Genomic DNA, 17,414 nt, shown 5'->3' on the forward strand with positions numbered 1-17,414 from the left:
TTATTCACCTCGTGTGGGTAGGGCGAAAGCCTGACGCAGCGCGTGGGCCAGCCCTTGCAGCGCGAGAAGGACAAAGCCGAATGGAATGAGCGACTTGAGTAGCCAGCGTAGAGGCAGGCCACCGGGGTTGGGTGACGCTTCACCCCGAGCGAACGACTGGGCGATCCAGGGCAGTGTTAGCCAGGCGATATACAGCCCCATCACCAGCAGCAAGAGTCCGCCGATCACTTCGATCACCCGCTGCAGGCCTGCGGGGAAACGCTCGTAGAAAACATCTACGCGCACTTGCTCACCCATCAACAGCAAATACGACATGCCAAACAGCGCAATAGGCGAGATCAGGTGCCACTGCAGTTCCTGCAGCCATACTGCTCCTACGCTGAACACATAGCGCATCAATACGTCGCCAGCGACGAGCCCGACTAATACCACGCAAGTCCAGGCGGCGATCCAGCCAAATAACCGAACCACCGCCTCGACCCCGTGGACAACAAATGCCACGGCGCGCATATCAGACTCCGATAATATCGTTTAACCAAGCACGCTCACTGGCGCCCGCCCAGCGGTCATGATTGGCTTTAAACGCCATGTAGCTATCGTGCACTTTGCGTACCAGCGGGTCGGCGTTGGCCTCTGTCGCCAGGGTGTCTTGAGTGGCTTCGCGCAGCGCATCGATAACGGGGGTGGGAAGCATGCTGGCAGTGACGCCTTCGTTCTCCACTAGATCTGTCATGGCCTCGCCATTGACCGCTTCAGACCAGGTCACACTCTCCAAGCAGGCGGCCATACAGGCGGTTTTGACAATCATCTGCAGATCTTCTGGCAGACTATCCCAGTGGGTTTTCGAGATAAGCAGTTCACCCGTGGTTGAAGGTTCGTGCCAGCCGGTGGTGTGGTAGAACTTGGCAGCGTTGTGTAGCCCCATACGGCGGTCTTGGAAAGGCCCCACAAACTCGGCTGCATCAATCACGCCACGCTCCAGCGCTGGGAATATCTCACCACCGGGCAGTACGCGGGCATCCACGCCAAGCGAAGAGTAAACCTGGCCCGCCAAGCCAGGAACGCGCATGCGCAGCCCGTTGAGCTGGCTAATATCCTCGATCGGTTCGCGGAACCAGCCGGTCATTTGCACGCCGGTATTATTCAGCGGGAAGGCCACCATGCCGTAGGGCTCATACACTTCGTGCCAAAGCTCCAAACCGCCGCCGTGGTAAAGCCACGCCATATGGCCCATAAAGCTCATACCAAACGGAACGGTAGTGAAGTACTGAGCGGCAAAGGTGGTGCCGGACCAGAAGTAGCTATTGGCGGCATTCATTTCGATGGTGCCGCTTTGAACTGCTTCAAAGCCTTCAAAGGCTGGAATCAGCTCGCCGGATGAAAAATGCTGAATATTGAGTCTTCCGCCGGACATGGCGTTGATTTTGGCGATCACGTCAGTAGGGCTGCCAGGGCCTTCCACGTAAAAGGGCGAGCCGGGCGGGTAGGCATTGGTCATACGCCAGTTGAAGCTCTCGGCGGACTGCGCACGGGCGATAGACGGGGCGCCCAATACAAGGCCTGCCGTGGAGGAGACGGCAGCTGTGGTGAGAAACTTGCGACGGGATAAGGACATAGCACACCTCATTAATGGTGGAATTGGTCAGCCAGGGAACACAATGAAGTAGCAAGGGGTGTGCCATAAAAATCGATTTTATTTTAAATAAAAGATTTTTAAGGATTTTGTCGGTCTCTAATGAAAAGGTTAAGTATAAGAAAAATAAACGTTTGCACCGTTATGGCGCCGAATGAGTGTCCAGGGGCACCCTCGGTGTGCATACTGGCTTCGCAAAAGTTGGACGTAGAGGTAGGTAATTGAAAGCGTGTCAGTTAGTTTGGTGAAGGCAGGGTGCTTGACAGCTCAATAAGGTCTGAGTAACATACGCGCCACCTCGACGAGGCAATGCAACGTCCCATTCGTCTAGTGGTCTAGGACACCGCCCTTTCACGGCGGTAACAGGGGTTCGAACCCCCTATGGGACGCCACTTATTCTTTTTCTTTCTAGAGTTAGAGTAAGCGGTCGTCAGGGTTCGGAATGCGGGAATAGCTCAGTGGTAGAGCATCGCCTTGCCAAGGCGAGGGTCGGGAGTTCGAATCTCCTTTCCCGCTCCAAGTACTAAAAGTGTTAAAAGCAGGCGAGGGTCGGGAGCTGGTGTGCCAGCCCAGTCGATCTCCTTTCCCGCTCCAAGCATTAAAGTGCTTATAGCGTCCCATTCGTCTAGTGGTCTAGGACACCGCCCTTTCACGGCGGTAACAGGGGTTCGAACCCCCTATGGGACGCCACTTATTCTTTTTCTTTCTAGAGTTAGAGTAAGCGGTCGTCAGGGTTCGGAATGCGGGAATAGCTCAGTGGTAGAGCATCGCCTTGCCAAGGCGAGGGTCGGGAGTTCGAATCTCCTTTCCCGCTCCAAGTACTAAAAGTGTTAAAAGCAGGCGAGGGTCGGGAGCTGGTGTGCCAGCCCAGTCGATCTCCTTTCCCGCTCCAAGCATTAAAGTGCTTATAGCGTCCCATTCGTCTAGTGGTCTAGGACACCGCCCTTTCACGGCGGTAACAGGGGTTCGAACCCCCTATGGGACGCCACTTCCGATAGATTAGGTAAAAAGCTAAGCAAGTGTTCTATAAGCGGGAATAGCTCAGTGGTAGAGCATCGCCTTGCCAAGGCGAGGGTCGGGAGTTCGAATCTCCTTTCCCGCTCCAGTTTTAGTAGTACCGGATCGGTAAGCGATGGGTCGGGAGCTGGAACGCCAGCCCGGCGGAAGGCCGCCCCGTCTATCTCCTTTCCTGCTCCAGGTTTGATTTAGTCCCATTCGTCTAGTGGCCTAGGACACCGCCCTTTCACGGCGGTAACAGGGGTTCGAACCCCCTATGGGACGCCACTTACGATAGATTAGGTAAAAAGCTAAGCAAGTGTTCTATAAGCGGGAATAGCTCAGTGGTAGAGCATCGCCTTGCCAAGGCGAGGGTCGGGAGTTCGAATCTCCTTTCCCGCTCCAGTTTTAGTAGTACCGGATCGGTAAGCGATGGGTCGGGAGCTGGAACGCCAGCCCGGCGGAAGGCCGCCCCGTCTATCTCCTTTCCTGCTCCAGGTTTGATTTAGTCCCATTCGTCTAGTGGCCTAGGACACCGCCCTTTCACGGCGGTAACAGGGGTTCGAACCCCCTATGGGACGCCATCTAGTATGTTGTTTGCGTTGCGGGAATAGCTCAGTGGTAGAGCATCGCCTTGCCAAGGCGAGGGTCGGGAGTTCGAATCTCCTTTCCCGCTCCAAGCGCTTCCTAGTTTTCATTTGGTTATCTCTCTTTATTCCTGATGCGCTAGCTACTTGCTGGGCGTCATTCTTTGCGTGCCTGACGGTTGGTGTTCTTAATCACCTTGAAAAAAGTCGTTTGCGCCCTAATGTTTCTCCTTCTCTTCTTATTTTGCTGACAGGACATGTTCATGGCCGAACCGGCATTGTCGATCCGTGGCCTTACCAAAGTGTATGGCAACGGCTTTCAGGCGCTCAAAGGTATTGATCTCGACGTCCAGCAGGGCGATTTTTTTGCTTTGTTGGGCCCCAATGGCGCCGGCAAGTCCACCACCTTGGGGGTGGTCTGCTCGCTGGTGCAAAAGACGGCGGGCAAGGTCTCCATATTCGGCATTGATGTGGATAAAGACTTCGCTAAAGCCAAGTACCAGCTAGGCGTAGTGCCTCAAGAGTTCAACTTCAATCAATTTGAGAAAGTGCTCGATATCGTACTGGCCCAGGCGGGCTACTACGGTATGACTAGCCGTGAGGCTTTGCCCCGAGCTAAACAGCTACTGACCGATCTGGGCCTATGGGAAAAGCGCAACGGCAGCGCGCGCATGCTGTCAGGTGGAATGAAACGCCGCCTGATGATCGCTCGAGCGCTGATGCATCGCCCCAAACTGCTGATTCTGGATGAGCCAACCGCCGGGGTGGATATCGAACTGCGGCGCAGTATGTGGGAGTACATGCGACGAATTAACCAAGACGAAGGCACCACCATCATCCTGACGACGCACTACCTGGAAGAGGCTGAGAGCCTGTGCCGTAATGTGGCGATTATCAATAATGGCGACATTGTGCGGAACACTAGCGTGCGAGGCCTGCTGGCTGAGCTGAATACCGAGACCTTCCTAATTGATACCTCGGAAGCCATTACAGACATACCCAAGATAGACGGGTTTGAGATAAAACAGCTGGAGTCTACTCAGCTATCACTCGTGGTGCATCGCGGGCAACGTTTAAACGATGTCTTCAAGGCATTGAGTGAGCAGGGCATCCAGGTGGTTTCCATGCGTAATCGTGCCAACCGCCTGGAGGAGATGTTTGTGTCGATGGTAGAAGGTAGTGGTCAAGGGGCGATAGACCAGCGCGTTGAGAAGAAGGAGGAGCGCGTATGAACGCTACTCAAACATTGATTGCCCTGTGGACGCTGGTGCTAAAAGAGATCAAACGTTTCACCCGCATTTGGCCACAAACGCTGCTGCCTCCCTCTATCACCATGGCGATGTATTTTATTATCTTCGGCAACCTAATCGGTTCGCGGATTGGTGACATGGACGGCTTCAGCTACATGGACTTTATTGTCCCGGGGCTGATCATGATGTCGGTGATTACCAACAGCTACTCCAACGTGGCGTCGAGTTTTTTCTCCAATAAGTTTCAGCGTTCGATCGAAGAGATGATGGTCTCGCCCATGCCCAATTGGGTGATACTGGCCGGCTTTATTTTAGGCGGAATGGCGCGAGGCCTGGGCGTGGGGTTAATTGTCACAATCGTTTCGCTGTTCTTTACCCGTCTAACCATGGAGCATCCGCTGCTCACGGTATTGGTCGTAGTGCTGACGTCTGCGCTGTTCTCTATTGGCGGATTTATTAATGCGTTACTGGCCAATAAGTTCGACGATATTTCTATCGTGCCGACGTTTATCCTTACGCCGCTGACCTATTTGGGCGGAGTGTTTTACTCTATCTCAATGTTGCCTGACTTCTGGCAGGGCGTTTCCATGCTCAATCCAATTTTGTACATGGTCAACGTTTTCCGTTATGGCTTCTTAGGTGTTTCGGATATTCCCGTTGGCTGGGCGCTCGCTGCCATTTTTGCCTTTATCATTGTGCTGTTTGGCATTGCACTGGCGATGCTGGAACGCGGCAAAGGTATTCGCAGCTAGCAGGCTGCTAGACGCATCAATCCGATTGAGAAGAGAGAGCTTTATACAATGGCACATCGCCCAGACACTTTAGCGCACGCGCCGTTAGGGCGCGATTCCGCTTACCCTGAGCAGTATGACGCGGGGCTGTTATACCCTATTCCCCGCGCGGCTAATCGAGTGCCGCTGGGGATTGAAGAGGGGGCTCTGCCGTTTGTGGGGGAAGATGAGTGGCACGCCTTTGAAGTCTCCTGGCTGAACAGCCGCGGTAAGCCTATTGTGGCCGTGGCGCGCTTTCGCTTGCCAGCAGCCTCGCCCAATCTGATTGAGTCCAAGTCCTGGAAGCTCTACCTCAATAGCTTTAACCAAACCCGTTTCTATAGTCGTCAGGAAGTGATGGAAACGCTTGCTAATGATCTCTCCTTAGCGGCGGGGGCTGAAGTGAGTGTCGAGCTGTTTGATGTGGATGCGCCAGAGCTTTCGCCACAGCACTTGCCGGGCGAATGCCTGGACGATTTAGATATCGCAGTAAGCGACTATACGCCTAGCAGTGATCACCTGTCGGTAGGGGAAGAGGTCGTTGAGGAGACGCTCTACTCCCACCTGCTCAAATCCAACTGCCCGGTTACCGGCCAGCCGGACTGGGGCAGCGTGCTGATTCGTTATAAAGGCCCGAAAATAGACCGCGAAGGGCTGCTGCGTTACCTGATTGGATTTCGCCAGCACCAGGATTTTCACGAGCACTGCGTTGAGCATATCTTCTGCGATTTAATGGCCCAGACAAAGCCTACGCAGTTGCTGGTACTGGCGCGCTATGTGCGTCGCGGCGGGTTGGATATCAGTCCCTGGCGCGCAACCCCAGGGTTAACGCCCCCCACGCCACTGCGCCTAGCAAGGCAGTAAGCGGCAATGTTATAAATGACAATGCTATAAATGACGGTGCTAAAGTAGCCTCACACAATTGGATTTGGAGTCATCAATGGACGCACTCACGCTGCTTCACGAGCGTAGCTCAATGGGCAAGCTGATGGAGCCAGCGCCCAGCGGCGAACAGCTCAGCGCCATTTATCAGGCCGCGATACGTGCCCCGGATCATAAAGAGCTGCGCCCCTGGCGCTTTATCGAGTTTAGCGGGGAAGGGCGAGAACGCTTGGGCGAGTTATTCGCCGAGGCGGAGTTTCAGGAGGATCCTAGCGCCGATGACGAAACGCTCAACTCGGCGCGCAAAAAGCCGCTGCGGGCGCCGATGATTATCGCCGTGATCGCCAAGGTCACGCCCAAACTTGAAAAAGTACCCAAAATGGAGCAGGTGATCTCCGCCGGGTGCGCCGCCCACGGCATACTGCTAGCCGCCCACGCCTTAGGGTTGGGAGCAATGTGGCGCAGCGGCAAGTACGCTTTCGACCCCGTAGTTCGCAAAGGGCTGAATCTGGATGAAGATGACGAAGTCGTCGCGTTTATCTATCTGGGCACTTTGGGTGGTCGTCATAAACCGGTACCGCAGCATAATGTTGCTGACTTTGTAGAACGTTGGGACTAGCGATGAGTCTCCCCCGTCAGCGAGGCATCCCTCATCCACGATTGCCATTGCCAAAAGGCCAGCCGGAAAATCTGGCCGTTTTTCAGCAGTGGCTGAGCGACGCCATACCCATGGTGGGCGCGTTAGGTATTAGCGAAATGACGCGTCAGGGTGATTCACTAGCCTGGCAGTTAGCGCTGGAGCCCAACCTTAACGATAAAGGCACGGGCTTTGGTGGCGCACTGACGGCGCAGACGACGCTGCAAGGCTGGTGCTGGGTAACGCTATGGCTACGTGAGCGGGGCATTGCGCGGGATGTCGTGGTTGCCGAGGCTAGCCAGCGTTTTCTGGCGCCGGTAACCAGTGACTACCGCCTGATATGCACGCCAGCAGTGCCAGAAGGCCCTACTCAGCTTGCCAACAAGCTCGCTGAGCGAGGAAAAGGCCGCATAGCGCTAACCCAGCAGCTCTATTGTGGCGAGACGCTCTGCCTGGAAGCCAACGGCAGCTACGCTGTATTGTCTGAACGATAACCGGGGTATGCCACTAACCTAAAGGTTCGTCAGCCGGAAAAGGCTTGCTATTTCGAGGCTTAGCCAATAGTATATGCGCCGTTCTGTCGCGAAAGGTTCAGCCTTTCAACAGCGCCAAAACGCGGAGGGGTGTCCGAGTGGTCGAAGGAGCACGCCTGGAAAGTGTGTAAGCCGCAAGGCTTCGAGGGTTCGAATCCCTCCCCCTCCGCCAAGAATATAGATTAAGCCGCTGATTTCAGCGGCTTTTTTGTGTCTTTATTTTAAGCAGCCCATACTTCAGCCCATACTTGTGTATCGGCTCCCTTCGTAACGCACGGGATGCCTTTGGACAGTTCATCCATCTATCTAAGTTTCTGCAACCTCATTACCCAGTCCAGACCTAAGACTATATGTTCCACGTAAGCTTTAAACCTACAAATGCTGGGTGACAGGGGCTGCCGACTACGCTAATGTCATCTTAAGAATTGTGAGTTTTCTATACATCTGATTTTTAGCCAAAATAGACTTAAGAATTAGCCACGTTTTTACGGCAGCCTCAAGCACACAATGCGCGATTTTCTACTTGGGTTTGTAAGTTGAGTGTTCATATTTCTGAAAAATGATCTTGTTAATTTAATTAAAACAATGATTTACAGGGAAGTATTTTGTGCTTATACGCAACTTTGAAAGGGTAGTGACAATGTTAATGTGCGTGCGCCTTTTCGGCAAGGGTATCGCAAAGTCGATATTTTTTTTATAAATTTCATAGCATTATAGGTAAATTGTTAGGGTTTTGGTTGCCAGAAAAACACGCATGCGCACTAATAAACTGTTAACGCAAAAGTGCATCTACTTTCAGCCTCTGAAGTCAGTCTGACTGAGGTTAACAGAATCGTTGGCTTCAGCCGATTCCATAGGCATCACAAACAACCGTCACACTGGGCGCTTAGCTTTCTCGATCTGTGGGGCTAGGTGCTTTTTGCAGTATCCTGCGGACTCGGTGCTCGTCTTAAAGGCAGCCTGAGAGTGTGGCTTTTAAATTAAATACGCGGTGGTGGCACAGCAGCGTGGTGAGGATCCAAAAGCAGCAGCCTTCACCCCTGTTGCCTTAACCAGCGCAGGGAATTTTGGCATGTTAACTGCTTAACTCCGGTAAGTAATGGCACTCATCCACTAAGCATCATATACTAGAAGAAATTATTGAAATTTTTTATCATATGTGTTATGAATAAACTACTAATTGTAATTAATTAAAGCAAAAAACAAGGAAATGGTGTTGGTTGATCAAAGCGTAAATGCAGGAGTTAGAGCACAACAAGGCTTTGCTTTGCAGAGAAACATGGCTCTTTTCATTATACTTGATAACTACCAAAGCAAATTTGATGGAGCGAAGTACTTCCTATCTCTTGAGCATTTGGAGGACATACTGTTTTGCTATCTTGATGACCATGGGAAAGCAGTCAAAGTAGAAACCTATCAATCAAAAAAGAAATCCAATGGTAGTTGGAAAATCGGTGTCGAACTTGCCGAGATAATAGTCAAGATACTCCAAGTCGGTAAATCGCTCATTATAGATGAATATCCAAAATGTTGCAGCTATAGCCATGACCTGTACTTCTCATCAAATACAAACATACAACTCGAAAAGAAAGTAAATAGCTTCGTTGACAATAAAAAACAAACTAGAACTTATGCTCATGCTGTAAACGAGGAGAACTCTGAAGTCATTTATGGTGAGTTAGACCCAGTTATACAAAACGCTATAACTACCAAGCTTGAATTACATGAGTCGTATAATAACGACAAATTGTTTGAACAGCTAGAGAATTTGAAGTTCTTGTACATAGACTTTAATAGAACAAATAAAGAACAAGAGAATCAATTAAGAAGCAAAATTGAAGATATTTTTGATCGGAAAGTTAGTGATTCCAAGGCGGCATTAGAATCCATATTCAGGCTTTTTAAGGATATCGAACTGACTTACAATCAAAAAAGCATTGCTAGACTTTCTGATAAAACAAAACAGATACAAAGCAAAGATATAAATAATGCCATAAAGATAATTACAACAAAATCTAAAGCCTTTCAATTCTGGCGTGATCATAAAAGAGAAGTTGGTCAAAAGCTAGGGATTAAACCATTCGAACGTGAAACATTTGAAATGAAATTTATTTTGGCTTTTGATCTATTTAAAAGCAAGGATGAAGCTGAACATCAGAAAATCCTAAATTTTGTAAAGTTAAACTATCTTCAATGTAACGGTTTTAGCGAAGACGGCTGCATAGAAGAGCTAGTTGAAAAATTTAATAATGAAATTAGATCAAGCTTGGACGATCAAACATTAAAAGCAACGATGTATGCTGCTTACTTTGAAGCAATTAATAAAATGGATGATTAAAAATTGACCGTTTCAGTAAAATATAACAATTTCTTTGCTTATAGCAGCAAGGGAAAGAAATATTTCAACACTATATTCGCCGAAGGTATCAATATAGTTCATGGAAAGAATACATCTGGTAAAAGTACTTTTATACAGGCGATTCTCTATACATTTGGCATAAATGATGAAAAGAGAAAGCTTGCAGAGATTCTTAATGAAGGTGTGATTTTTAGACTCGACTTCACCATCTACAATTCTAGCTCAAAAAAAGTTTCCATTGTGAGAGATGATGAAATTGTTTCTATAAAAGTGGCGAAAAGGCCACCTATTAAGTTTATAGGTATCGGCGGCAACAGATCTAGAGAGCACATAAAGTTAAAAGCGTTCTTGTCTGAATTGTTTGGTTTTACACTGCATTTAGAATATGACAACGAGTACAAACCAGCTTCACTTGAAGCAATGTTTTTACCTTACTACATAGCGCAAGATGTTGGCTGGGTTTATCGGCATAAATCATTTAGAGGTTTGGATTTCGTTAAAAATTTCAAGAACGATTTCTTTGATTACTTCCTTGGCATAAGGAATAATTATGATCGCCTAGAGAAAAGTCAACTCGAAAAAGAAAAGAAGGATCTAGAAGCAGAATCTAGACTTCTTCATAAGATAGAGCAAAATGATAAGAAGCTGAAACTTGCTAAGATGAAGGACGAAGTGTTTGCAGAAAAAACTAACGAATATATAAAGCCTTACAAAGAAAACAAGTCAAAGTTAATAGAGTTAGAAAAAGAATATCTTTCTTTATGCAACAAAATAACACTGTTAGAAGAAAGCAGAAAGGTTCTACGTAGAGTCAAGCGAAGCTTAAGCAATGATATTTTAGCTGATACAAAGTGCCCAACATGTTCTCAACATTTATCTCATTCCGTAGAAGATACGTATAGTTATCTTCAGGACTTAAATGACACAGATCAACAACTTGAAGAGTTAAGCAGAAACATTAGAAATCTTAAAGATTCACAGGGAATGCTAAACTCTGTAATCAATGAAATTAATGAGAAGAAAAAAGTCGTTGAAAAAGAATACTATGAGCTTTTAGAATACAAAGTGGATAATGTCACGCTGGAATCATGGTTAAATAACAAAGTAAGCGTCAAACTATCTGTACAATTGGAGAGAAGGCTAGGCGAAATCACATCAAAAATATATGAAGTTGAAGGTAAGCTCAGCAAATTCAAGACTGACGAGATCGTTAAAAGAGAAAGGCGTAGTGCTAGTTACACCTTTAAGTCTATATTTGAAAAGCATGTTTCAGAGTTAAAAATAAAACCATTTGAAGATGAATGTTTCTATTTGTTGTATGACATTCCTGCTTTTCCTAGGCAAGGTGTGGAGCTTCTTAAAACTCTCCTTGCTTACAATTTTTCATTTGTTGAGATGATAAAGAAAACTGAATACATACACGTATTTCCTTTTGTTCTTGACGCTATATTCGAAGGTGACTTTGAAGATGAAAGTAAGAATGAGATACTTAGTTTTATTAAGAATAATGCTTCAGTGGATCAGCAGCTAATAGTTTCTATAGCGGATTCTAAAAGCAATGCTAACTCAGCTGCGACATATAACGAAAAGCACTTCAATAAAAATGCAAAACTAATTTGCATTGGAAATAATACTAAAAAAAGATCATTTCTTGAAAAATACAACGGTGAATTCGAAGATTACATTGATGAAACTATGGAAATTTTGGGTTAATACACTAGACCTAGTGTGTGAACATTTTGCTTGTTCACAGAGGTAAGAACTTCACACTCTAAACGCTTTACTGATATAAAAAATTAGTCAAATACCACTCATTGGTAAATGAGTGGTTTGTTATAGCAAAAATATACTATTAGGCAAATAAAATTTAAAGCGCTCTACCAGTTAGGTTGTTCAGGAATGGAGCTTGGATCGTAGCCATTAAGGTGGGGATCAACAACCTGCCCAGCATGTCTTGTGACATTTGGCTTTGGATTTCAGCCGAAATGGAGATGCTTACGTCAGATAAGGCATGCTTCGTGGTAGAAGATGGGATTGATCTGAATAAGGAAAACAAGATCAGCGAGATATCGGCCTCGAAAATTGTGGTCTCATGTGTTTCGTATTCAAAGATCAACTCGAAGACATCGAGCTATATCTCAAGGCGTAGTAGAACTATGGATGGTCAACGAGATATTTATGAGGCGCTCTATTTTTACTGGAAAAGATAAATTCATTATTCTTAGCAATGTGTAACAAGTCGCTGTAGTACGCGGCCGATGGCCCGTAGACGCCCTTTACATTGCAGCTTCGCCTCCATTGCAAGGGTGCCGCTAAGTTGAGCATTAAACATAATAGGAGCTCATAAAAATGAGTCACATTGAGTACAGTTCTTCTTGCTTCTTGGAGCTGCCTTATTCGAGCAGACAATTGATTGTTGTTACTGACGATGTGATTGTGGAAGCAGCGAAGCAGGAGGAACGAAAAGCTGTTCAAGTTCGTCAAGATGGTCTTGATTGGAAAAAAATTACTGAAGCGATCGTTTTTGATGTTATTCCTCTTCCATTAGGTAGAACTATAGCAGAAGTAACTCGCGAGGCTATAAAGGCATGGGGGCGTGCACGAGATAATGGTCTTTTAGTGTTACCGGTTGGAAGTACGACGGCAAAATTACTATCATTTCCACCGGGCCATCCTCGTGATGGTGTCCTGTACATAGGGCATCCCGCATTGCCTAATGTTTATTACACTTTGGCTGATTTTCACCGCGTAACTTTTGAACATAAGTTTTGTGAAGCAATTAATTTGCTTATGAGCTTAGGAGCAACTTCAATTCGCGTTGAGCACGTTAACGGTTGGTCAAGAGATTTCTCTAGCCGTATTTCAGTCCCACTAGGGGAAGCTGAAAGTAATGTAAGTGCTGAAGCTTCGTCATCATCAAATTCTGGCTCAAGACTACTTTTTGAAGCTAGGCTATCAGGAACTGTAACACCATCGATCCCTGACGATTTGGTTTGGTATGAACATGAACCAACTTGGCAGTCTATCGCCAAAGGCCGAATAAATTATGGTCTCCAGGATTTTTCCCTGTCTGTATCCTACGAAGATGATTTTGGCGTCAATGCTGGCTTAAAGGTAGCTATTAGTAAGACCGGATTAGAAGTTGGTGGTAAATTCGAAGATCACGAATCAACAGTTTGGCGTCTTGAAGGGCAATTCAAGGGCATAGTAAATTAAACTTAACAATCATATATATAAGAAAAGAATCGTTACGCGCATTTCGATAGGCTTTATGTGTAGCGTTATATTTGAAGGAGAGCTTAAGTGCCGTTTGAAGAGCTGACAATTCTGTATTTTCAAATAGCTGCGGGAGTAATGATGGGGTGGGATTATTTCACACCAAAGTCGTGGCGCGAGCACATGAATGGTGTACTAAGCGAGTATTTTTCTGGTGTTCAAGGAAGAGTCGATGAAGACCTATCGGGGGCACTAGTTTTTTTGAAAGTGAGCCTTCCAAAAATCATTGCCTCATTTATCGCTTTCGGACTTGCTTACTTCGTGCTCAGATTTGGCTCCTCGATTAACGGTGAGTGGCGCGCTGAGGCTATCCTTGTCACCGGGTTAGTGTATTTGATGCTTGTCGCTGGAGGTTTAATAACGCTAATGAACATAGTATTTCCGTTGCTGGTTCCTCTGGGATTAGGAGGAGTATTTAGGGGGATAACAATGGTCTTAACGAGCACAGAAAAGGGGCCGTTAGCAGGATTGGGATTTTTAAGCCTATTGGTTACTTTTGTGATGCGTTACATGAACTATACAGCAGTCTGAACCATAATTTGGCGGTCAGCCTGATCGCTACGCGCCGTCTTTGGCCCTGCTCCAAAGCCGCCCATAACCTTAGCGTTATATGCTCAACTAAAATACCGTAAGGAGAAATAATGAAAATATCTGACATGAAACAAAATATAAGGGAAGCTGATTTATCTCCTGAAGACGAAATGAAGAGCTATATTCTTTCTCTCGCTGCTGATTTGAGGCTAGATACAGGGCATGTTCTGCCAATAAGGGTTTTGTTGCACAGAACCTTGAGCTTTAATCCGAAACAGCGAGAGGCGTTGCAGCCAGCACTCAACACACTCATCTCAGAAGGCTATTTTGAAGAAAAAGATGATAAGGCTTTCCTCACCGAAAAGGGCCGAGACGCTATATACTAATTGATATCAAATCGGCTGCTGTCGAACTGCCAAAAGCGTCACAGCTTTTGCTCTAGCAAAATCAGTGCCATTTTGTCAGCCGCTGAGCCGGAAGTTATATTGGTACTACCTGATAGTCTGCTCTTGGCTGTTTGCCCTCTTAACCAAAAAATAAAGCTTGCCTGATTACGAGAGCTGCCTCGTTGGGCAGTTCCATTTTATCCCAACAGTTGCCTATAAATACCCCATTTCCGAAAACGACTTACACCCATCACTTCCCACGACCACGTGATCAATCACACGTATATCCATCAGTCCCAAGGCTTCCTTTAGGCGATCAATAATACGCCTATCGGCCTCACTGGGTTCGGGATCTCCGCTTGGGTGGTTGTGCACGAGGATAACGGCCGCAGCGTCGTAGGTAAGGGCGGCTTTTAGTACTTCACGTGGGTAGACGCTGGCCGCGTCGATGGTTCCACGTAATAGCTCTTCAAAACGGATAACGCGATGCTGACTATCGAGGAACAGCACGCTAAACACGTCGTGCTCGTAATCTTGAAGCAGTAACTGCAGGTGCTCAAACGCCTGGGAAGGCTGCGTGATCTTGCGGCCTTTAGCGAGTTTGCGTCTTGCGAAGCGCTTGGCCATGGTGATGATATCGTTTTCAGTCACTGGCGAGGTAACGTGATAGGTACCAGCCACTTCCCCAGCTTTGAGTTTGGCGTGTGTCATGGTTGTCTCCAAAAAATAAAAAACGCCGGGGTGGTGGCCCCGGCGTCTATGTCGTTAATGATCGGTTGGTGTATCTATGGAATCGTCGCGTCACGCAGCCATCACTTGGTTTATGCGACGTTCCATCTCCTCATGGAATCGTTCTACCCGCTCGGCAATGGTGCGGATCATAATGTCGTCACGGTAGGCACGTTTGATAAACAGCGGCATACCTGGCCAATAGCTCACAAAGTCGATCCATTCCCGTTCGCTGACCCATAGCCCGCCCTGGCATTGGGGCACGTGCTCATCAGGTATTTCGCCGCTGAGCAGTACCTCAATCTGGAACTTAGGTAGCTTTGTTTTGATTTCTAACAGACCGTTAGCGTCTACTAGGCTGTCGGGCGAGTAGCCCACGCCATGGTTAAGGATCAAGCCCACTTCCTGGGGCTGGGGTTCGCCTGTGGCATCGCAATAAAGCGCACGTGCCAAGCCTTCCAACTCATGGCCTCGTCGAGTATGCGCGTTACCTTGAAACGGCTCGGCCAGCTCCCCGGTAATGCGTTCACCGATTAACTGGTGCATGTAAGTAATCGCCCCGGTACTCAACCCGCCTGGGCCTTTACCCTTCACCAGCACGACCTTTAGCTCCGACATGGTGACGCGACCTAGCCGCGCCGCCAGCCACTCTGGGGTGCCTTGCTCCATAGTAAGCAGTTGCATTAAAGACTCCTGTCATAAGGGGTAGAGCGTGGATTACTTAACCGCCCGTTTAGAGAGTGAGGCGCGTAGCTTGTCGAAGTCAGTCTGAGGTACTTGCACGGCTGAACCGTATTTACCACTGAACCATTCCTGGGTCGTGGCGGGGCACTGGCTAATCAGTCGCTGGATCTGTCCGGCCTGAAAGGGCGTTACTAGCTTGATACCCACTTTGGTACTGGTCTTGCCATTGTCATCCTGGCCCCTTGTGGTGATGTTGAGTAGGGCGCAGAGTACGTAGCGCTTGCCGTAGCTGGTGGAAGAGCCAAACGCCTGCACCGCGTTCTTGTTGCCGCTTATGTCGGCAGGTAGCAACATGCTGGTTTCTTCACGGTGGCCATCCTTATGCATCAGCACACCGGTCACCTCAATACCACGCTCCTGCGTCTGAATACGAAAGCTCACCGCAAAGCCGTGTTTCTGCATGATGGGGCGCACGGTATCGACGATATCTTCCAGCGTGGCGTAGCAGCCGTTGTTGGTTTGCCCGCGCTCTTCAATGCTGGGCAGTTCGGTCTGCATCGCCGCCATGGCAGCGCTATAGGCCATCATGGCCTGGCGATCCATTACCCGTTCCTGCATCTGTAGCAAGCGTTCCATCTTATCGATGTCGACGTCCGGGTTGAGTGCCGCACGTTCTATCACCTGGATGATGGCCGTACTTTCCGCAAGGTGTGGCGGGGATGCTCCAGGAACAGCTTGTAAAGAGGATGCAGACGTCTCGTGATTTACCACATTAGCTTTGGTGGCCATGACAAGGCTCCTTCAATAGGGGTTAAAGATCGGCGGGAAGTTCGTGCGGGGGAACGGGGCATAGGTGCAGCTCGGTGCGATACAGCTGTCCTTTTGCCATCACGTAGGTTTCGGCATAGGTTTGATCCTGGGTGAGCAGTCGTTCGGTCAGTTGGGTTAAGGCGATATCTAAATCGGGGCTAAGAGAGGCCATGATGTGCTCCACGTAAAAGCAAAAAGCCCAGCCTGTTAGTGGCTGGGCTTATCGCGCTATCCAATGAGGGGTAAGACAAAAACCAGGAAAATCAGCATTAGAATGATCAGAAACAGCATGTCAGCTCACCAGGGCAAGGGCCGTTTGTAGCGCCTCTTGCTTCAGCTGCGCCCCTTGGCCAAACCACGCGGAATCCAGACGGGTATCGTTGCTGCGAGCCCGCTTGTCGTGATCCACGTACTCGGTCACGGCATTGAGCAGACCCCAGGCAGTGTCTTTGGCCGTGTCGAGGTGGGAGCCGCGGCCTTCGCCGTGGTAAAGCTTCTGTACCTTGTTGAGCGCCCGATAGTTAGGCAGCTTGGAAGGATCTTCGATTGGCTTATCGATACCGCAGAGCACTGACTGGAAATACTGCTGCGCCTCGCGATGATCGATCTTACGTTCTGCCAGGGCCTTCATGCGGTACATGAAGTCATTCCACTGGGAAACAGAAATACCTAGTTGGCTTTTTAACGCACGTGGATCGAACTCCGACCGGTGGGGTACCTTCACTGCCTGCGACGTGCCATCCACCGCAATCTGCAGCGTGTTGTTACACACCACCCGCACCGTGGTGGGTGTCGCCATGGTGGCCAGCGTGCCGTCACAGGAGGTTGCCAATAGTAGGTAGTCGTTGACCTCATCCTGGCCTTTCAGGGAGGTGCTTAAACCACTGCGCGCCAAGGCCCAGAACTTACGCCCGCCTTTCAGTACCCCAGCGGTTTCCAGCTCGTATCCAGCGTACTCGGTGAGGTCGCGGTAAAACTCCAGAATCTCCTCGGGCTGCACCACCTTATAACGCTGTGATACCACCGATAACGGTGCCTTGGTATCCGAGCGGTAGAGCACTTTCTGTTCAGGGAACGAGTGAATGCTGCCCAAGTGACTGGCACCCTCGGCAATAAAGCGCACCGGGGCTTCTTCAATGTGCCAGTTCATTCCGGCCTGTTGCTGCCAGACCTCTAACGGTTGTTGACGGGATAGCTGCTGTCCCAGGCCGTGCCAAGGGGTAGCGCCGACGTAAGCCATTTGTTCAACGAGATGAGCCATGATGAAAACTCCTAGCAATAAAAAAACGCTGACGAAAATCGCCAGCGCTTTATGGTTGGAAAGTTAGGGGTAAGTCGATTAATGGTGACG

Annotated in this window: 17 protein-coding genes and 11 tRNA genes; 21 read left to right on the forward strand and 7 right to left on the reverse strand. The window is 48.6% G+C overall.

Annotation, left to right across the window (positions count from 1 at the left end):
- Window positions 1-510, reverse strand: a complete 510-nt coding sequence (locus HZU72_RS19255) for a TRAP transporter small permease subunit (RefSeq protein WP_180095046.1) — start codon at window positions 508-510, stop codon at window positions 1-3.
- Between the two features lies 1 nt (window position 511).
- Window positions 512-1,615 (reverse strand): TRAP transporter substrate-binding protein, encoded by a 1,104-nt coding sequence (locus HZU72_RS19260; protein ID WP_180095048.1) that lies wholly within the window; start codon window positions 1,613-1,615, stop codon window positions 512-514.
- Window positions 1,616-1,949: 334 nt separating this feature from the next.
- Between HZU72_RS19260 and HZU72_RS19265 the strand changes: the two genes are divergently transcribed.
- The 21 genes from HZU72_RS19265 to HZU72_RS19365 all read left to right on the forward strand — a co-directional run bounded on the left by HZU72_RS19265 (window position 1,950) and on the right by HZU72_RS19365 (window position 13,840).
- A tRNA-Glu gene (locus HZU72_RS19265) sits at window positions 1,950-2,025 on the forward strand.
- Between the two features lie 52 nt (window positions 2,026-2,077).
- Window positions 2,078-2,152 (forward strand) — tRNA-Gly (locus tag HZU72_RS19270).
- A gap of 95 nt (window positions 2,153-2,247) precedes the next feature.
- Window positions 2,248-2,323 (forward strand) — tRNA-Glu (locus HZU72_RS19275).
- Window positions 2,324-2,375: 52 nt separating this feature from the next.
- Window positions 2,376-2,450: transfer RNA gene (locus HZU72_RS19280), tRNA-Gly, on the forward strand.
- Between the two features lie 95 nt (window positions 2,451-2,545).
- Window positions 2,546-2,621, forward strand: a tRNA-Glu gene (locus HZU72_RS19285).
- Between the two features lie 42 nt (window positions 2,622-2,663).
- Window positions 2,664-2,738, forward strand: a tRNA-Gly gene (locus HZU72_RS19290).
- A gap of 103 nt (window positions 2,739-2,841) precedes the next feature.
- Window positions 2,842-2,917, forward strand: a tRNA-Glu gene (locus HZU72_RS19295).
- Between the two features lie 42 nt (window positions 2,918-2,959).
- A tRNA-Gly gene (locus HZU72_RS19300) sits at window positions 2,960-3,034 on the forward strand.
- A 103-nt stretch (window positions 3,035-3,137) separates the two neighbouring features.
- Window positions 3,138-3,213: transfer RNA gene (locus tag HZU72_RS19305), tRNA-Glu, on the forward strand.
- Window positions 3,214-3,233: 20 nt separating this feature from the next.
- Window positions 3,234-3,308, forward strand: a tRNA-Gly gene (locus HZU72_RS19310).
- Between the two features lie 171 nt (window positions 3,309-3,479).
- Window positions 3,480-4,448 (forward strand): ABC transporter ATP-binding protein, encoded by a 969-nt coding sequence (locus HZU72_RS19315; protein ID WP_180095050.1) that lies wholly within the window; start codon window positions 3,480-3,482, stop codon window positions 4,446-4,448.
- Window positions 4,445-5,218, forward strand: coding sequence for an ABC transporter permease (locus tag HZU72_RS19320; RefSeq protein WP_133733386.1), 774 nt, complete (start codon window positions 4,445-4,447; stop codon window positions 5,216-5,218). The genes HZU72_RS19315 and HZU72_RS19320 overlap by 4 nt, the downstream gene beginning before the upstream one ends.
- A gap of 48 nt (window positions 5,219-5,266) precedes the next feature.
- Entirely contained in the window at window positions 5,267-6,100 is an 834-nt protein-coding gene (gene queF, locus HZU72_RS19325) for an NADPH-dependent 7-cyano-7-deazaguanine reductase QueF (RefSeq protein WP_180095053.1), read from the forward strand.
- A gap of 76 nt (window positions 6,101-6,176) precedes the next feature.
- A complete protein-coding gene (locus HZU72_RS19330; RefSeq protein ID WP_180095055.1) occupies window positions 6,177-6,737 on the forward strand; it encodes a nitroreductase family protein in 561 nt (186 codons plus the stop codon).
- Between the two features lie 2 nt (window positions 6,738-6,739).
- Complete coding sequence (locus HZU72_RS19335; protein WP_180095057.1) at window positions 6,740-7,249, forward strand: YiiD C-terminal domain-containing protein; 510 nt, start codon at window positions 6,740-6,742, stop codon at window positions 7,247-7,249.
- Window positions 7,250-7,372: 123 nt separating this feature from the next.
- Window positions 7,373-7,460 (forward strand) — tRNA-Ser (locus HZU72_RS19340).
- 1,044 nt (window positions 7,461-8,504) lie between these two features.
- The gene (locus HZU72_RS19345) at window positions 8,505-9,626 is read left to right on the forward strand and encodes a hypothetical protein (protein WP_138799992.1); all 1,122 of its coding nucleotides are present in this window, start codon (window positions 8,505-8,507) and stop codon (window positions 9,624-9,626) included.
- Window positions 9,627-9,629: 3 nt separating this feature from the next.
- The gene (locus HZU72_RS19350) at window positions 9,630-11,360 is read left to right on the forward strand and encodes a hypothetical protein (protein WP_009288061.1); all 1,731 of its coding nucleotides are present in this window, start codon (window positions 9,630-9,632) and stop codon (window positions 11,358-11,360) included.
- Window positions 11,361-11,996: 636 nt separating this feature from the next.
- On the forward strand, window positions 11,997-12,863 hold the full coding sequence (locus HZU72_RS19355) for a hypothetical protein (RefSeq protein ID WP_009288062.1): 867 nt from the start codon (window positions 11,997-11,999) through the stop codon (window positions 12,861-12,863).
- Between the two features lie 87 nt (window positions 12,864-12,950).
- On the forward strand, window positions 12,951-13,454 hold the full coding sequence (locus tag HZU72_RS19360; protein ID WP_009288063.1) for a hypothetical protein: 504 nt from the start codon (window positions 12,951-12,953) through the stop codon (window positions 13,452-13,454).
- Window positions 13,455-13,564: 110 nt separating this feature from the next.
- Window positions 13,565-13,840, forward strand: coding sequence for a hypothetical protein (locus HZU72_RS19365; protein WP_027959661.1), 276 nt, complete (start codon window positions 13,565-13,567; stop codon window positions 13,838-13,840).
- A gap of 213 nt (window positions 13,841-14,053) precedes the next feature.
- Here HZU72_RS19365 and radC read toward each other — a convergent pair whose 3' ends face one another.
- The 5 genes from radC to HZU72_RS19390 form a co-directional block, all read right to left on the reverse strand.
- Window positions 14,054-14,551 (reverse strand): RadC family protein, encoded by a 498-nt coding sequence (gene radC / locus HZU72_RS19370; protein ID WP_027959660.1) that lies wholly within the window; start codon window positions 14,549-14,551, stop codon window positions 14,054-14,056.
- Between the two features lie 90 nt (window positions 14,552-14,641).
- A complete protein-coding gene (locus HZU72_RS19375) occupies window positions 14,642-15,253 on the reverse strand; it encodes a lambda exonuclease family protein (protein ID WP_027959659.1) in 612 nt (203 codons plus the stop codon).
- A 33-nt stretch (window positions 15,254-15,286) separates the two neighbouring features.
- On the reverse strand, window positions 15,287-16,042 hold the full coding sequence (locus HZU72_RS19380; protein WP_009288065.1) for an ERF family protein: 756 nt from the start codon (window positions 16,040-16,042) through the stop codon (window positions 15,287-15,289).
- 22 nt (window positions 16,043-16,064) lie between these two features.
- Complete coding sequence (locus HZU72_RS19385) at window positions 16,065-16,235, reverse strand: hypothetical protein (protein WP_155830866.1); 171 nt, start codon at window positions 16,233-16,235, stop codon at window positions 16,065-16,067.
- 120 nt (window positions 16,236-16,355) lie between these two features.
- Window positions 16,356-17,324, reverse strand: coding sequence for a DUF932 domain-containing protein (locus HZU72_RS19390; protein ID WP_027959658.1), 969 nt, complete (start codon window positions 17,322-17,324; stop codon window positions 16,356-16,358).
- Window positions 17,325-17,414 lie beyond the last annotated feature (90 nt).

Source organism: Vreelandella sedimenti (genome assembly GCF_013416325.1).
Classification (GTDB): Bacteria; Pseudomonadota; Gammaproteobacteria; order Pseudomonadales; family Halomonadaceae; genus Vreelandella; species Vreelandella sedimenti.

Excerpts from the sequence above, each read along its gene's own strand:
- HZU72_RS19255 (WP_180095046.1), bottom strand. The coding sequence starts at position 510 with ATGCGCGCCGTGGCATTTGTTGTCCACGGGGTCGAGGCGGTGGTTCGG.
- HZU72_RS19260 (WP_180095048.1), bottom strand. The coding sequence starts at position 1,615 with ATGTCCTTATCCCGTCGCAAGTTTCTCACCACAGCTGCCGTCTCCTCC.
- HZU72_RS19315 (WP_180095050.1), top strand. The coding sequence starts at position 3,480 with ATGGCCGAACCGGCATTGTCGATCCGTGGCCTTACCAAAGTGTATGGC.
- HZU72_RS19320 (WP_133733386.1), top strand. The coding sequence starts at position 4,445 with ATGAACGCTACTCAAACATTGATTGCCCTGTGGACGCTGGTGCTAAAA.
- queF (WP_180095053.1), top strand. The coding sequence starts at position 5,267 with ATGGCACATCGCCCAGACACTTTAGCGCACGCGCCGTTAGGGCGCGAT.
- HZU72_RS19330 (WP_180095055.1), top strand. The coding sequence starts at position 6,177 with ATGGACGCACTCACGCTGCTTCACGAGCGTAGCTCAATGGGCAAGCTG.
- HZU72_RS19335 (WP_180095057.1), top strand. The coding sequence starts at position 6,740 with ATGAGTCTCCCCCGTCAGCGAGGCATCCCTCATCCACGATTGCCATTG.
- HZU72_RS19355 (WP_009288062.1), top strand. The coding sequence starts at position 11,997 with ATGAGTCACATTGAGTACAGTTCTTCTTGCTTCTTGGAGCTGCCTTAT.
- HZU72_RS19365 (WP_027959661.1), top strand. The coding sequence starts at position 13,565 with ATGAAAATATCTGACATGAAACAAAATATAAGGGAAGCTGATTTATCT.
- radC (WP_027959660.1), bottom strand. The coding sequence starts at position 14,551 with ATGACACACGCCAAACTCAAAGCTGGGGAAGTGGCTGGTACCTATCAC.
- HZU72_RS19375 (WP_027959659.1), bottom strand. The coding sequence starts at position 15,253 with ATGCAACTGCTTACTATGGAGCAAGGCACCCCAGAGTGGCTGGCGGCG.
- HZU72_RS19380 (WP_009288065.1), bottom strand. The coding sequence starts at position 16,042 with ATGGCCACCAAAGCTAATGTGGTAAATCACGAGACGTCTGCATCCTCT.
- HZU72_RS19385 (WP_155830866.1), bottom strand. The coding sequence starts at position 16,235 with ATGGCCTCTCTTAGCCCCGATTTAGATATCGCCTTAACCCAACTGACC.
- HZU72_RS19390 (WP_027959658.1), bottom strand. The coding sequence starts at position 17,324 with ATGGCTCATCTCGTTGAACAAATGGCTTACGTCGGCGCTACCCCTTGG.